Origin of the sequence: Spiroplasma endosymbiont of Clivina fossor (assembly GCF_964031115.1) — a bacterium.
Lineage (GTDB): Bacteria > Bacillota_I > Bacilli_A > Mycoplasmatales > Nriv7 > Nriv7.
In genome coordinates this window covers 1,058,084-1,073,971 of sequence record NZ_OZ035006.1, presented here as the reverse complement: position 1 = coordinate 1,073,971, position 15,888 = coordinate 1,058,084, and the positions used below count along the sequence as shown (strand labels likewise).

The window sequence follows — 15,888 nt, the reverse complement described above, 5'->3', positions numbered from 1 at the left end:
TCTACACTTTAACATCCGCATCCCTACCCTTGGAACTAATTTAATAGCGTGTATATTTTTAGGAAATCCACCCATTCATTTTTTTTATTGCAAAACGAAACAAATTGCTATAGTTAATAGGATGTTATCTATTAACTGGTAAACTTCTTTTGGTTATGGCGACCACCCACAATTTATCGTGCCTTAATACATACCAACATTATTAATTCACTTGTATTTAATTTTCAAAGAACAAACTTTTAACACCTTATAAAATAAAAAGACAATCATTGCTGACTGTCTTAATACTTATTCAAATATTTTCCCACCTAACAAAACTTTATGCGTCTCACTTTTTATGTAGACTGGTATTTTCTAAATTCAACGGGAGTTAAATAATTTAAACTGCCATGAATTCGAATATTGTTATATCAATTAACAAAATCAAATAGTTCGCATTTTAATTGTGTTAAGTTTGCAAATTTTTTACCGTTAATAAATTCAGTTTTAAAGGTTTTGTAAGTTGTTTCAGCAACAGCATTATCATACGGGCATCCTTTGGTACTTAATGATCTTTGAATTTTAAAGGTTATTAAAATTTCATCAATGATTTTATTTTTGAATTCATTACCACGATCAGTATGAAATAAAGTTATTTTATTTAATGGTCGTGTTATCTTGTGAAAAGCTTGTTGAACTAGTTCAGCAGTTTTATTTGGTCCAGCACTATAGCCAATTACTTCGCGATTAAACAAGTCAATTAATAAACAAATATAATGTCATTTAGTACCAACTTGAACATATGTTAAATCACTAACAACAACTTCATTGGGTTTTTGGTCATTAAATTGACGATTTAAAACATTATTAATTTGGTCATTATTAACTGTTTTTTCATGATTACGATATTTTAATTTGGTGTATTTAGAAACCAAATTATTTTTGATCATAATGAATCGAATTTTTCGTCGTGATAAGATGATATTTTTTCTTATTAAAACAGCTTTAATTTTACGAGCACCATAAATCTTACGACTTTTATTAAATGCACTGATAACTTCTTGTTCATAATTATTAATATCAAACTTAGTGCATTTATTAGTTTGATAATAATATGTTGATTTTAGTAAACCTAAAATCTTACATATTTTCCTCACTGAATATTTAGTTTTGTTGTTATTAATTATTGTTATTTTTTGCCGATTATCAGTGCTGCTTGCTTTAAAATGTCATTTTCCATTCGTAATTGTTGGTTTTCTTTTCGCAAGTAAATTAATTCATTTTCTTCGACAGTGCGATTATCTTTTGCTTTAAATGACCCAGAATTATTATAATTTTTAACTCAACTATAAATAGTTGGTTTTGGTAAATTATATTCTTTCCCTAAATTAATAACACTTTTGCCATTTTTGTATAGCATTACAATTTGTTTTTTAAATTCTTCAGAGTATGAGGTTTTATTTCCCATTTTTATATTCCTTCTTTCTTAATAATTTTGAAGTCTATATAATTATGGTCCAATTTATTGTAGCCTATCCAGTTATTTATTTTATTTATAAATAAAATAACAAATTTTTTTTAATTTTGTCGAAAACTCTTGATAAAATAAAAAAAAATCATCAACTTGATAATTTTAAAAGGCTTTTATGTAAAATTACTATTTTTACTTTAACTTTTTTATACATTAAAATATAATACCGCTGTTTGTTGGTTTGGAGTTAAACCCTTATGTTGGTATTTTCATTTTCAGAGATTTAAATAATTTTGAATATTAGTAAAACCTAAACCATGATAATGAATTAAGGCTTCTTTAAGACTAGATTGTAATTTACTGATTTTATTTAAGTTACGATAACTAGCTTCAGGATTAATTGTTGTTTTAGTTACACATAAAGTAGAATTTGTTTGTTTTGCTACTAAAAAATATAATTTTTGCATATCAGAAGTAATAATTGAATTTTCGTTAATTAATTCTTTGTTCATATTTTCAATAACTCATTGTTTTTGTAAACGTTTGGTGTTTGTGGATTTAACATAAATATTGTTATTATTATCAATTGCCATTTGAATACAGCATTTAGTATTAGTTGCGAATGGGTCAAGGTGAATTCTTCGTGGATCAGTTTTATATTTGAAATTTCCTTTATGGATTTCTTTAATAAATGTTTCATCGATTTGGATTTTACCAGATAATTTTTTAAATTTTAATTGGGTATTTTCTAATTGTTTTGATTTCATTAATTTTTGACGATTATATCAAGCAGTTTTTAATGTAGTTTTAATAAAACGAGAAATTGTTTTACTAGATTGCCCCAGCAATGAAATTTGAATCAATAAAAAATTTGGGACTGTACAATTAACTGTGTCTCTAAGTAATTAACTTAAATTCACTCTGTCTTCAAATTTTATCATTAAATGTGAAATTGCACTACTCCAATTTTGAATTGGCATCGTTCATTTCTTAACCATATTTTGAAATGCTAAATAAAATATTTTAAAAACTGATGCGTCATTAGGAAAAATCTTTTTATTCTTAATGACTTTTCTTAATTGACTATTAACAGATTCAATCGCATTAGTTGTGTAAATAATTCTTCTAAATTCCTGAGGATATTCAAGAAAAATTATTAAATTATTTCAGTTATTTTTTCATGATTTAGTAATTGGTGGATACTTTTTATTTCATTTTTCAGAAAAATGATCTAAAGCAATTAACGCTATTTCTTCATTAATTGCTGTATAAATTGATTTTAAATCATTAGCTACAAGTTTGCGATCTTTGTAAGGAACAAATTTTAAACTATTGCGAATTTGATGAACAATGCATAATTGGTGCTGTGTTTTTGGGAAAACAGCTTCTATTGCATCAGACATCCCAGTTAAATTATCACTACAAGCAACAAGAATATCTTGTAAGCCACGATTTTTCATTTCCGTAAGATTATTAAGTCAAAATTTGGCGCCCTCATTCTCACTAATTCACATTCCTAAAATATCTTTTAAACCATCTAAATTAATTCCTAAGGCAAGATAAACTGCTTTATTTATTATTCGTTTATCTTGCTTTACTTTAACAACAATACAATCAAAATAAACAATCGGATAAATCTTCTCTAAAGGTTTAGTTTGTCACATTTTAACTTCTTCAATAACATCATCAGTTATTTGACTAATTAAACTTTCTGAAATTTCTGCTCCGTGATAGAATTCTTGCAATTGTGCTTTGATATCAGAAATTGTCATTCCTCTTGCATATAAAGAAATTACTTTTTGATCAAAGTTATCAAATCTTCTTCGTCTTTTCGGAATAATTACTGGTTCAAAAGTACTATTTCGATCTCTTGGTACATCAATTGCGATTGAACCATTTTTAATAATAATGATTTTTTGTGTGTTGCCATTTCTTTTATTATGATTCTCATCAGTTTCAAGATAATCTTTAATTTCCGTATTTAACATTCGTTCAGTTAATTTTTTGGTAAATTCCTGAAAAATAGTATTGCCTTTAAATAAATCTTGTGGATTATCAATATTTTCTAAAAAATAATCAACAACTTTATCAATTGCGTCAGGTTCTTTTTTTATTTTTTTTTTGTCATTTTCTGTTCTCCTTCGTTTAAGTATAATTCAGAATGAATTATCGAGACACAGAATTTTGGACAGGCCCATAAATTTCATTGTTCATAATTTAAATGACTTCAATAGACTTGGTACATAACTATAACTAGCTTAATTCAAAATTATATATTCCTGAAATTAAGTTAAATCGTAATCCAAATCTTCTAATCTTATTGCGATAACGATAAACTAGTATTTTAAATCTTTTTAATCTAGCAAAAACATGTTCAATGACAATTCTAACTTTACTTAAAAAGCTATTATATTCCTTTTTATCTGGATTTAAAGGATTATTTTTACTCTTTTTAATTGGCAATAATGTATTTTTATGAACATTTTGCAAACCTTGATATCCTGAATCGGCAATTAATTCTAATTTTGGATTTATAAGTGTATTTGATTTTAAAAATAACTTATAATCATGAGTACTGCCATAACAAAAATCTACTGAAATAATTTTATTGTTAAATAAATCAATAATTATTTGCGATTTTAATGAATGTTGCCTTTTCTTACCAGAAAATAATAATTTTAGTTTTTTTTAATTCTTTCAATTGGAATTTCTGTAGCATCAATTGCTAATAAATTATTAGTAGTACCCTTATTTTCTAATAATATCTTTTTGCCAGGTATATGAAAGTGACTATTTTTTATTAGAGTATTTTCAACTCAAAAGATATTACGAATACAACTAACATGACTAATATTATATTTTTTTGCAATAATACAATATGTACTATATTCTTTTCAGTATTCTAAAGTCATAAGTAATCTTTGCTCTATTGATAATTTATTTGGTCTACCACCAATTTGTTTTTGTTTAGCTTCACCTTCTTTTAAAATTTCTACCATTTTCATGAAAGTTTTATATTTTATGCCTATTAAACTATAAAATTCGTTTTCGTCTTTGTATTTATCTAACATTTGTATTTCACCTAGGAAATAATATTATCAAAATAGTAGATAAAATTAAAGGTTATGTACCAAGTCTAATAAATAAAATGATTACGAAAAGCGTCAAAACTTGCACGGCAATTTTTACATAAATATTTTTGTTTTCCTTCTGAATTATGTCCATTTTTAACGCAATGGTAAGATTCACATTTAGGGCATTTAATACCTTGCGCTCTAAATTTTTGATCAATTTCATTTAAACGTTTTTGTTTTTTTATTAATTCTGCTTGTTGTTTGACTTTTTCATAAAATTCTAAAAATTGATCATCTGTTAAAGTATTTACTAGTTCTTGAATTATTTTTTCCATAATTATTATCCACCTCTATCATATTAAAAATATACCTAAAATTAAGTATATTCAATAAATATCAAGAGTTTTCGACAAAATTAAAACAAATTTTTAATTAAGGCAGTATATAATCTTATTACAACAAGGAAATAAAGAGTGATTTATAAATGAAAGAAAAAGGTTATTATGATTTATTACTAAAATTAGATGAAACAATTAATGAAGATTATATTGTTAAAAATCTTAATGATGAAAAAAATGCCATTAAAGACATTGATAAATATTTATTGAAGCAATTTAATAATATTTTAAGTATTAAATTGCAAGAACATAAAACAGTTAATGATAAGTTAAAATTTTTAAATCAAATTATTGCTAATTATAGTGAACAATCACAATTATCTAATAATGTTTTATTACAAATAGGTAATGATTTGCAAGAAAAAGTTAGTTATCATCAAGAAATTCGATTAAGTGATAATCACTTATTTACTAATGAAAATGAACAAGAATTAATTAATGAAATTAATAAAGAAATTAAAACTGCTGATAGTGTTTATTTTATTTATCCTTTTATTTCTAAGGGAATGATTAATAAAATTAGAAATTCTTTTTTATATGCTCAACAACATAATATTAAGATTAATTTTATTACAACAACTTTTGATGATATTGCTTTATTTGTTAATTTGTATGAATTAAAAAACTTAGTTAATAGTTATAATAATATTTTAATTAGGGTAGAAGATAATACTGAAAAGCGTAGCGAAAGAATTCATATTAAAGCAGCAATTTTTAAAAGAAAATCAGGTTTTTCAACAGCAATTGTTGGTTCTTCTAATTTAACTTATAAGGGAATGATGCGTGGAAGAGAATGAAATATTAAAATTAGTGAGTTTAGTAATCCTAATTTATATTATCATCTCTTTCGCGAATATGAAAAAATTTGAAATGATAATCTTGTTAATTTTAATAATGCTGATGAGCGTGAGATATTACTAACAAGAATTGATAATAATCGTTTACATATTAAAGCACAAAATGATGGAACGATAACAAGAAAATATTCAATGTATGATTTTCAGCAAAAAATTGTTAATCGCTTACAATATCGTCGCAAGATTAATAAAACTAAGCATTTGGTTATTATGGCTACGGGAACGGGAAAAACTATTATTAGTGCTTTTGATTATTTAAATCAAATTAAAGAAAATAATAATTTTCGCCCCCGATTATTATTTTTAGCTCATCAACGAGAAATTATTGATCAAGCAATATTAACTTTTCGTAATGTTTTACAAGATAATAAGTTTGGTCGTGTTTTTTATGAAAATCAAACATTAGATAATACTAATTATTTATTTGCTACTGTGCAATCCGTTTATCGTAATTTAAAAAAATTTTTACCGGATCAGTTTGATGTTATTATTTTTGATGAAGCCCATCATATTGCTGCTAAATCATTTGCAACAATTTTTAATTATTTTCAATCAAAACAAGTTATTGGTTTAACAGCAACTCCCGAAAGGGAAGATAATAAGTTAATTACGCCGTATTTTGATAATGAATTTGCTTATGAATTACGGTTATGAGATGCTATTAATCAACGCTTATTATCGCCATTTGACTATTATTGTATTGATGATATTAGTAGCAATCTTGAAGGGATTGATTTAAATAATGATGTTGAATTGTTTAAGAAATTGAATACTAGTGAACGTAATAAATTATTATTTAGTGTGATTAATAATTATATTGGTATTTATGCTCAATCATTTTGTTTAGTATTTTGTATCACAACAACGCATGCTAAAATTGTTGCTAATTTTCTTCAAAAGGAAGGGTTACAGGCTGCTTATTTAACTAATGAAGTATCACAACAAGAGCGAATAACAATTATTAATAATTTTAAAAAGGGTAAAATTAATTATTTGTGTGTTGTTAATATGTTTAATGAAGGGATTGATGTTCCGCAAATTGATACAATTATAATGTTACGACCAACAAGTTCAAAAACTATTTATTTACAACAATTAGGTCGTGGTTTAAGAAAAACTGATAGTAAAAATAAGTTAGAAGTTTATGATTTAATTGCTAATGTTGATAAAAAATATGATATTACTGTGGGAATTAAAAATCTTTATAATTCTCATTTAGAAAGGAATAAAGCATTTTTAGGTGGTAATAGTGGTTTACCCTATGGGTGTACGATTACTTTAGAGAAACGCAGTCAAAAAGTTATTTTAGCAAACTTACAAAAATGATATGAAAATAAAAAACGCATCCATTTAGTTATTAAACATTATTATCGGATTTATGGTGTTGAGGGTTTAGTTAAAGTTTTACAAGATTATGAATTAACCTTATGGGAATTTTATAATTTTTTAAATGATTTTTATTTAAAAATTGGTCAAGATATTAAAGTTTATGCAAATGGTATTAATGATTCTAATCGTAATAAAAATCTTTTAAAGCAATTTTTATTTCTTAATGAGTATCATTTAATAAATTATTTTTATCAGCGATTGTTAAAAAACATTAATAATGAAGCAATTAATTATGAATATGATAATTTATTAATTTGTTCGCTTTTATATGAAGTAACTAGTATGAAAGCCTTTTTAAAAGTGTTTCCTAATTATTTAGAAATTGATGATTTAGTAGCAGAATTTATTAATCATAATAAATTAGTTGTTAATGAACTAGTAATGATATTAAAATATAAATTAGAAAATGAAACCTTATTAGTTAATGAACATAATTTTTTGTTGTATCCATTGTTGACTTATGAATCAATATTTACTGTTCGTCAAGCCTTATGTGCAATTCGTCGTGTAAATTTTATTAAACAATTAGGTGAATTAAGAATTATTGCTTTTCAAGCTGGACATTTAACTTTTGATCAAACAAAAGCAGTTATTTTTGCTGATGTTGCTGGTAGTAAATATGGTAAGAAAACGAAATATGATGCTACAACTAAAGAATATTGGTGGTCAATTCCTGAGGATAAAACAATGCAAAGTAAATTAGTGAATGATTTACAAAATTTAAAAATTGCGAAGTTTTTATTTTTAGATAATAAAATTAATCACAATTTACCAAATTTATATTTAAAACTTTATAATTTTATTGGTTTGGGAAAATACATTGATTGTGTACAAGAAGATTACATTACTGTAAAGTTTTTGATAGAATAAATCTATATACATAATAACTTTGATTGGAGGCATTTTATTTAAAAAATTTTTTTAATTTTGTCGAAAACTCTTGATAAAATAAAAAAAATCATCAACTTGATAATTTTAAAAGGCTTTTATGTAAAAGGGCGCGTTTAGTTTTCTTAGGTATTTTTTAAAAAAGAAAAAATAATCATTTACTATAAATTATTTCAATATTCAAATTAAGTAGACTTCTTGCAAAATTAATTTAAAATATAATTGAATTGTTGTTTTTAATAAAAAGGTGGAATTTAAATGAAATTTAAAAAAAATAATCAAATAAGTGATAAAAATTTTTTAAGATTAACTGGTATTAAACATACTACTTTTAATAAAATGCTAGAAATTTTAAAAATAGAAGAATTAAAAAAGAGATTTCGTCGCGGAAGAACCAATAAATTATCATTAGAAAATCGTATTTTAATGACTTTAGAATATTGAAGAGAATATAGAACTTATTTTCATATTGCAAAAAGTTATGATATTAGTGAAAGTAGTTGTTATAGAAATATCAAATGAATTGAAGACACTTTAATAAAACACCCTAATTTTCAACAACTTACTGGTCAAAAATCACTATTAAAAGATTATTTCAAAGATAAGACTGTTATAATTGATGTAACTGAAAGCCAAATCCAACGCCCAAAAAAAGACAAAAACAGCACTACTCAGGAAAAAAGAAAAAACACACAATAAAAACACAAGTTATAATTGAAAAAGATAGTAAAAAAATTATTAGTTCTGATTTTTCTTATGGTAAAAACCATGACTTTAAAATTTTAAAAGATTCAAAAATTAAATTTTTACCAGAAACAACTGTTTTAGTGGATTTAGGTTATCAAGGCATACAAAAAATTAATCATAATGTTTTAATTCCTAAAAGAAAATCAAAGAAAAACCCTTTAAATAAAGAAGAAAAGCAAAATAATGAGCGAATTTCAAAAATGAGAATTGTTATTGAAAATGTTTTTGCTATACTTAAAAAATTTAAAATTATTAGTGAAAAATATCGAAATCGTAGAAAAAGATTTGCTTTAAGATTTAATTTAATAGCTTCAATTTATAATTTACAACTATTAGTTTAAATATATTTTTTAATTTTGTCGAAAACTCTTGATATTTATTGAATATACTTAATTTTAGGTATATTTTAATATGATAGAGGTGGATAATAATTATGGAAAAAATAATTCAAGAACTAGTAAATACTTTAACAGATGATCAATTTTTAGAATTTTATGAAAAAGTCAAACAACAAGCAGAATTAATAAAAAAACAAAAACGTTTAAATGAAATTGATCAAAAATTTAGAGCGCAAGGTATTAAATGCCCTAAATGTGAATCTTACCATTGCGTTAAAAATGGACATAATTCAGAAGGAAAACAAAAATATTTATGTAAAAATTGCCGTGCAAGTTTTGACGCTTTTCGTAATCATTTTATTTATTGAAGTCATTTAAATTATGAACAATGAATTAATTAACGAAAATTCAATTATTACTTCCGATATGCAAAAATTATATTTTTTAGTAGCAAAACAAACAAATTCTACTTTATGTGTAACTAAAACAACAATTAATCCTGAAGCTAGTTATCGTAACTTAAATAAAATCAGTAAATTACAATCTAGTCTTAAAGAAGCCTTAATTCATTATCATGGTTTAGGTTTTACTAATATTCAAAATTATTTAAATCTCTGAAAATGAAAATACCAACATAAGGGTTTAACTCCAAATCAACAAACAGCGGTATTATATTTTAATGTATAAAAAAAGTTAAAGTAAAAATAGTAATTTTACATAAAAGCCTTTTAAAATTATCAAGTTGATGATTTTTTTTATTTTATCAAGAGTTTTCGACAAAATTAAAAAATATATTTGATAATTTAAAATTTCAGTCTTTTTTTATTGTAAATAATAATTTTTATTATGTTTTAATGACAAAATATTTGTAAAAATAATCTAAAAATTATTTTAATAACACTTTTATATTTATTTTAAATTTAAAAATTATAATTATCATATTAATTTTGCAAGAAGTCTAGTATATATTTCTTATGTATGATTTTTGTTGTAAAAAATTTTTAATTTTGTCGAAAACTCTTGATATTTATTGAATATACTTAATTTTAGGTATATTCAATAAATATCAAGAGTTTTCGACAAAATTAAAAAAATATTTTGTTTTATTACTTATTTTTCAAATAAAACGATAATTAAATTGTAGTTACTTTTCTTTCAAAATTAATCAAATATTTTTCCACCTAACAAAACTTTACGCGCCCTTTTACATAAAAGCCTTTTAAAATTATCAAGTTGATGATTTTTTTTATTTTATCAAGAGTTTTCGACAAAATTAAAAAAAATTATTAATAAATTGTTTTGATAAAATTATTAATTATTTAAAAAATCTAATGATTACGATATAATTACTATGTAATTTAAAGATAATCATAAAGAAGGTAATTATTTTGCAAGGATTTCTAACTAATGAAAAAGATTATATTAATATATTAGGACAAAATTTAGCAATTCAATATTTAATTATTTCTTGTATTATTATTGGGGTAGTATTTATTGCAATTATTAGTGCGATTTTATTGGTTATTAATTATCGCAATCGTAACCTGAAAAATTCAGCTTGAGAAAAATTTAAAAATGAAAAATTAATTTATAATATTGAATCAGAAGTAATTAAAATGGGGCAAGCATTAAAAAATAAATAGTTATATTTTTATAAGGTAGGCAATAGATATGTCATGAAAAGAAAAAATAATGGATAAGTTTTTTAATAAAGCAGAACAAAAACGGTTTAATGATAATAAATTAAAGGCAAAGCAACTTGAACCGTATTTTCCTTATGAAAGAAAACAAAAGCAAAATGATGTTCCCCGCGTAATTAATCGTTATGAATTTACAGTTGATGATAAAAAATATTTTAATTCTGGTATTAATAAAGAACCAGCACCATATTATGAAGAAAATTATAGTTTACCAAAAGCAAGAGTTTATAGCCCTAAAAATGGTTATAGTCGTAAATTTGGTGGCATGCCATATCAACAAAATCCGCCAACAATAACTTCTTATCAATATCCACAACCACAACAACCAATTTTAGATTTATCACCTAATGATTTTTTAGAGGATAATCATAATGATTATAGTCCAACTTTATATCAAAAAGCATATCAAGAACCATATTTATCATATGATGAACCACGAGGACAAGAGATACCTTATTGTTCGTTAAGTTTAAAAACTATTCCTAAAGAAATTGCTAATGAGGTTCGTAGTGAAAAATATCGTTTGGTTTTAACAATGATTATTGGTTTTTTAGGAATAATCGCTTCTTCAATACCATTAATTTTGTGATTTTTAAAGCAACAAAATATTGTTATTGACAATGAAAATTTAATTCCGCATTCAACTTTGATGATACCGTTATGTATTGTATCATTAGGTTTATTTTTTATTTCTTTGTTTGATTGAATTAAAATTAAAAAAGAAGTGGAAGGATATTTAAAAAAAGCTAAATTAGGAAATAATGTTATTCCTAATTTCATTATTGCTAATTACCGAAAAATGCATATTCGTAGTATTATTATTAATTGAGTAGCTTTTCCCTTGTATATTATTGGTGCTGCAATTATTGCTATTCTTTATGGATTATCAGGCGCAACACAGCCAAAACTTTTTGGGTTTTTAATTTTAGATATGACGATTAGAGATTTAACAACAGAAATTATTATTTTAACAGGAATATTATTTGCCTTATTTTTTTTACAAGTATTAAATATTATTTTTGTTCGTAAAAGAAAAGCTAATATTATTGGTTTTTATGGTTATGAAATTATTAATCCTTATGAAATGTATGAATTAAAGCGAATAATAAATCGTCGCTGTTTATGAACTTGATTAACAATTATTGCGATTATGTTTTTTGTTATTGCGATTCCGATTTGATTATTACGAAGAAAAAAAATTAAGGTTGCTTCAAGTTAAAATGTATTTTCATTTATTTGTAAATCTTTTTATTAATAATGATGGAAATTATCACTTGCAAAATATTAATCAAAAATTAATTGTTAAACAAGATTTTAATGTTATTATTGATAATATTGAACAAGAAATAATTTGTGAGCGAGAAAATTTACAGCAGTTACAAACAATATATATTGCTGTTAATTGTTCTCGTGACCTTGATTTTGAACAATGACAGCGAATTTTAAATATATTACAACCATTAGCAAGTAATATTATTGAATAATAATTTAGAATTACATTGTAATAATACTGATGAATTATTTTTGTTATGAAATAGTTATGGTGTTAATCGGTTAATATGAAAAGTAATTTCGTTTAATAGGGGACTGTACAATTAACTGTGTCTCTAAGTAATTAACTTAAATTCACTCTGTCCTCAAATTTTATCATTAAATGTGAAATTGCACTACCCCAATTTTGAATTGGCATCGTTCATTTCTTAACCATATTTTGAAATGCTAAATAAAATATTTTAAAAACTGATGCGTCATTAGGAAAAATCTTTTTATTCTTAATGACTTTTCTTAATTGACTATTAACAGATTCAATCGCATTAGTTGTGTAAATAATTCTTCTAAATTCCTGAGGATATTCAAGAAAAATTATTAAATTATTTCAGTTATTTTTTCATGATTTAGTAATTTGTGGATACTTTTTATTTCATTTTTCTGAAAAATGATCTAAAGCAATTAACGCTATTTCTTCATTAATTGCTGTATAAATTGATTTTAAATCATTAGCTACAAGTTTGCGATCTTTGTAAGGAACAAATTTTAAACTATTGCGAATTTGATGAACAATGCATAATTGATGCTGTGTTTTTGGGAAAACAGCTTCTATTGCATCAGACATCCCAGTTAAATTATCACTACAAGCAACAAGAATATCTTGTAACCCACGATTTTTCATTTCCGTAAGATTATTAAGTCAAAATTTGGCTCCCTCATTCTCACTAATTCACATTCCTAAAATATCTTTTAAACCATCTAAATTAATTCCTAAGGCAAGATAAACTGCTTTATTTATTATTCGTTTATCTTGCTTTACTTTAACAACAATACAATCAAAATAAACAATCGGATAAATCTTCTCTAAAGGTTTAGTTTGTCACATTTTAACTTCTTCAATAACATCATCAGTTATTTGACTAATTAAACTTTCTGAAATTTCTGCTCCGTGATAGAATTCTTGCAATTGTGCTTTGATATCAGAAATTGTCATTCCTCTTGCATATAAAGAAATTACTTTTTGATCAAAGTTATCAAATCTTCTTTGTCTTTTTGGAATAATTACTGGTTCAAAAGTACTATTTCGATCTCTTGGTACATCAATTGCGATTGAACCATTTTTAGTAATAATGGTTTTTTGTGTGTTGCCATTTCTTTTATTATGATTCTCATCAGTTTCAAGATAATCTTTAATTTCCGTATTTAACATTCGTTCAGTTAATTTTTTGGTAAATTCCTGAAAAATAGTATTGCCTTTAAATAAATCTTGTGGATTATCAATATTTTCTAAAAAATAATCAACAACTTTATCAATTGCGTCAGGTTCTTTTTTTATTTTTTTTGTCATTTTCTGCTCTCCTTCTTTTAAGTATAATTCAGAATGAATTATCGAGACACAGAATTTTGGACAGGCTCTTTAATAGAACGATATTATTACAAAATAATTATTGTGATAATATCAATTATGTAAAGCAAATTAATAAAGCATTAGTTAGTGGTTTAAAAAATCAAGCAATTGATTTATTTTATAATTTAAAAGGTTCTTCTAAAGCGATTATTGAAAATGATTTAAATATTTTAAGAAAATTGCCTGTTGATCATATTAGTTATTATGAAGCTGATAATAATTGTGTTGTAATTACATATCAATGATTGAAAAATATTTTAAAACAAAATGGTTATTTACCTTATGAGAAAAATAATTTTATTACTAATAGAGGCATTAAATCACAACATCAATATAGTTATTGAACTTTACAAAATTATTTAGGTGTTGGTAGAGGGGCTAGTTCTTTTCGGTCGCGTTTAGTTTTCTTAGGTATTGCTTTGAAGAAGTAAAACAATCAGCTAATTATATTATTTAATTACTAAACTAACCCTACCTTTCTTGTTATTGTCATTTTTATTCTTTTTTATTTTATCATATTATTGAATTTTTACACAATAAAAAATTATTAATGGTCGCGTTTAGTTTTCTTAGGTATTGTTTTGAAGAAGTAAAACAATCAGCTAATTATATTATTTAATTACTAAACTAACCCTGCCTTTCTTGTTATTGTCATTTTTATTCATTACCATTCTATCATATTATTGAATTTTTACACAATAAAAAATTATTAATTTTATTAAATTTTCACTAAATATTTTTACTTACTTAAATCTATTATATTTATTTGTTACAGCATTACCTTTATAATTAATTCAACTATCGTCATTTTTATTATTATATTTATTTCATAATGAATTTTTATATATTTCTTTTCTGATTTCTATTTCTGAATTAATATTTTCATTAATGTAATGTAATACATTTAATTTGTTTAAATTTGCCATTCTTAAATGTAATAAATTATTTAAATTCTTATGATTATATATTTTTGCCCCATAGCCTAATTGTTGTTTTACTAAATGCGATACATCACTTTCAATGCTACAACCGATATTTCATTCTAAATTTTGGTTATGAATACCATGCTTATTATTACTGAAATAATTACTCGCCTTTCTTAAATTTGTTTTAATATCTTTATTTAATTCATTTTTAGCATCATTACGAATGTTTTTGATTAATTTTTGATTATTTCCATCCTTATATAATTTAATTCAACTATTTAATGTTACTTTGCGATTTTCAAAAATAATATTAAATGCCGTTTGTTTTAATTTTTTAATAGCGTGATAACCATCTAAAATATATCTAACATTACCGAAACTATTAGCAATTTCTCTAATTCAAGTATCACCATCACCACAAACAATTATTTTGTCATAATTAATATTCACATAATGTTTTTGTAATTCTTTAATTAATAAATCACGATAATCCATCGTATTTATTCGTTTACCAACTTTTAACATTAGAAAATGACCTCGTTTGTTTTCTAATTCTCTACGAGCATTTTTATAATTTTTTTCTTTATGTCCGGTATGAAAAGTAACTAAACGAATTCTCTGGTCTTGTTTAACTTTCTGATCTAATGTCGCTAAAAATGTCTCATCTAGTTGAATATATAAATTCTTATTTTTGACATCAATTCTATTTTTAGTTTCTTTTTCTGCTAGTTGAAAATATTCAGCAATATCATATTTATTTAAAACATTCGAAATACTAGCTTTTGAAATATAACAATGATTTAGAGCATCTAAAACATCGCGATAGCGTTTACCATCACCCAAAAGACTTAAAACTTTAAATTGGACATCAAAATAAATGCGTTGTTTGGGCAGTAAACCAATTTCTTTATCTAATAAACATACATATTCAAATTTACCTGATTTTTGATTTCAATATTTATATCGGCGTCGTTTAAAAATAACATCACCAAAAATTGTAATAATTGTTCTTGTTGCAAAATGAACTACTTTATAACCTTGTTTTAACCGATAATGATGTAAATATAGGTATTCATCTAATTTTTCGTATTCATTAGCTAGTTGTTCACATTTGTTGGTGTACATATTTTTATGGGTTGTAAATAAGTTTAATCAATGCTTATTTTCTGGGGTTTTTAAATTATTATTAATTTCTAACATAGAAAAACCACCTTTCTTGGTATTA

At 23.9% G+C, this 15,888-nt stretch carries 17 protein-coding genes; 9 read left to right on the top strand and 8 right to left on the bottom strand.

Features of this window, described 5'->3' with window-relative positions:
- Positions 1–335: 335 nt before the first annotated feature.
- The 6 genes from AAHM82_RS06440 to AAHM82_RS06415 form a co-directional block, all read right to left on the bottom strand.
- A protein-coding gene (locus AAHM82_RS06440) for an IS3 family transposase (RefSeq protein WP_342263375.1) occupies positions 336–1,447 on the bottom strand; the annotation gives its coding sequence in 2 pieces (ribosomal slippage) (positions 336–1,204 and positions 1,204–1,447; 1,113 coding nt in all).
- Positions 1,448–1,656: 209 nt separating this feature from the next.
- A complete protein-coding gene (locus AAHM82_RS06435) occupies positions 1,657–2,313 on the bottom strand; it encodes a transposase (protein ID WP_342263374.1) in 657 nt (218 codons plus the stop codon).
- Positions 2,314–2,355: 42 nt separating this feature from the next.
- A complete protein-coding gene (locus AAHM82_RS06430; RefSeq protein WP_425289008.1) occupies positions 2,356–3,564 on the bottom strand; it encodes an IS256 family transposase in 1,209 nt (402 codons plus the stop codon).
- Positions 3,565–3,703: 139 nt separating this feature from the next.
- The gene (locus AAHM82_RS06425) at positions 3,704–4,123 is read right to left on the bottom strand and encodes a transposase family protein (protein WP_342264846.1); all 420 of its coding nucleotides are present in this window, start codon (positions 4,121–4,123) and stop codon (positions 3,704–3,706) included.
- A 5-nt stretch (positions 4,124–4,128) separates the two neighbouring features.
- Positions 4,129–4,521 carry a transposase family protein gene (locus tag AAHM82_RS06420; RefSeq protein ID WP_342263372.1) on the bottom strand — a complete coding sequence of 131 codons (393 nt, stop codon included), beginning with the start codon at positions 4,519–4,521 and terminating at the stop codon, positions 4,129–4,131.
- Between the two features lie 65 nt (positions 4,522–4,586).
- Positions 4,587–4,859, bottom strand: a complete 273-nt coding sequence (locus AAHM82_RS06415; RefSeq protein ID WP_342263371.1) for an IS1/IS1595 family N-terminal zinc-binding domain-containing protein — start codon at positions 4,857–4,859, stop codon at positions 4,587–4,589.
- Positions 4,860–5,008: 149 nt separating this feature from the next.
- On the opposite strand from AAHM82_RS06415, the gene AAHM82_RS06410 reads away from it, so the two are divergent.
- The 8 genes from AAHM82_RS06410 to AAHM82_RS06380 all read left to right on the top strand — a co-directional run bounded on the left by AAHM82_RS06410 (position 5,009) and on the right by AAHM82_RS06380 (position 12,325).
- Complete coding sequence (locus AAHM82_RS06410) at positions 5,009–8,038, top strand: DEAD/DEAH box helicase family protein (RefSeq protein WP_342263370.1); 3,030 nt, start codon at positions 5,009–5,011, stop codon at positions 8,036–8,038.
- 276 nt (positions 8,039–8,314) lie between these two features.
- Positions 8,315–8,755: a transposase family protein gene (locus AAHM82_RS13780; RefSeq protein ID WP_342263396.1), complete on the top strand. Its 441-nt coding sequence runs from the start codon at positions 8,315–8,317 to the stop codon at positions 8,753–8,755.
- Positions 8,752–9,144: a transposase family protein gene (locus AAHM82_RS13775; RefSeq protein ID WP_342264845.1), complete on the top strand. Its 393-nt coding sequence runs from the start codon at positions 8,752–8,754 to the stop codon at positions 9,142–9,144. Before AAHM82_RS13780 ends, AAHM82_RS13775 begins: the two co-directional genes overlap by 4 nt.
- A gap of 92 nt (positions 9,145–9,236) precedes the next feature.
- Positions 9,237–9,542 (top strand): IS1/IS1595 family N-terminal zinc-binding domain-containing protein, encoded by a 306-nt coding sequence (locus tag AAHM82_RS06400; protein WP_342263369.1) that lies wholly within the window; start codon positions 9,237–9,239, stop codon positions 9,540–9,542.
- A complete protein-coding gene (locus AAHM82_RS06395; protein WP_342263368.1) occupies positions 9,523–9,828 on the top strand; it encodes a hypothetical protein in 306 nt (101 codons plus the stop codon). Before AAHM82_RS06400 ends, AAHM82_RS06395 begins: the two co-directional genes overlap by 20 nt.
- A gap of 701 nt (positions 9,829–10,529) precedes the next feature.
- Positions 10,530–10,784, top strand: a complete 255-nt coding sequence (locus AAHM82_RS06390) for a hypothetical protein (protein ID WP_215825455.1) — start codon at positions 10,530–10,532, stop codon at positions 10,782–10,784.
- A gap of 28 nt (positions 10,785–10,812) precedes the next feature.
- A complete protein-coding gene (locus AAHM82_RS06385; RefSeq protein WP_342263367.1) occupies positions 10,813–12,060 on the top strand; it encodes an MSC_0882 family membrane protein in 1,248 nt (415 codons plus the stop codon).
- Positions 12,047–12,325 (top strand): hypothetical protein, encoded by a 279-nt coding sequence (locus tag AAHM82_RS06380; RefSeq protein ID WP_342263366.1) that lies wholly within the window; start codon positions 12,047–12,049, stop codon positions 12,323–12,325. Before AAHM82_RS06385 ends, AAHM82_RS06380 begins: the two co-directional genes overlap by 14 nt.
- 131 nt (positions 12,326–12,456) lie before the next feature.
- Here the strand turns inward: AAHM82_RS06380 and AAHM82_RS06375 are convergent, their stop codons facing one another.
- Positions 12,457–13,677: an IS256 family transposase gene (locus tag AAHM82_RS06375; RefSeq protein ID WP_342263365.1), complete on the bottom strand. Its 1,221-nt coding sequence runs from the start codon at positions 13,675–13,677 to the stop codon at positions 12,457–12,459.
- 56 nt (positions 13,678–13,733) lie between these two features.
- Between AAHM82_RS06375 and AAHM82_RS06370 the strand changes: the two genes are divergently transcribed.
- Positions 13,734–14,168: a hypothetical protein gene (locus AAHM82_RS06370; protein ID WP_342263364.1), complete on the top strand. Its 435-nt coding sequence runs from the start codon at positions 13,734–13,736 to the stop codon at positions 14,166–14,168.
- A 312-nt stretch (positions 14,169–14,480) separates the two neighbouring features.
- On the opposite strand, the gene AAHM82_RS06365 is transcribed toward AAHM82_RS06370, so the two are convergent.
- The gene (locus AAHM82_RS06365; RefSeq protein WP_342263363.1) at positions 14,481–15,863 is read right to left on the bottom strand and encodes an Mbov_0401 family ICE element transposase-like protein; all 1,383 of its coding nucleotides are present in this window, start codon (positions 15,861–15,863) and stop codon (positions 14,481–14,483) included.
- Between the last annotated feature and the right edge of the window lie 25 nt (positions 15,864–15,888).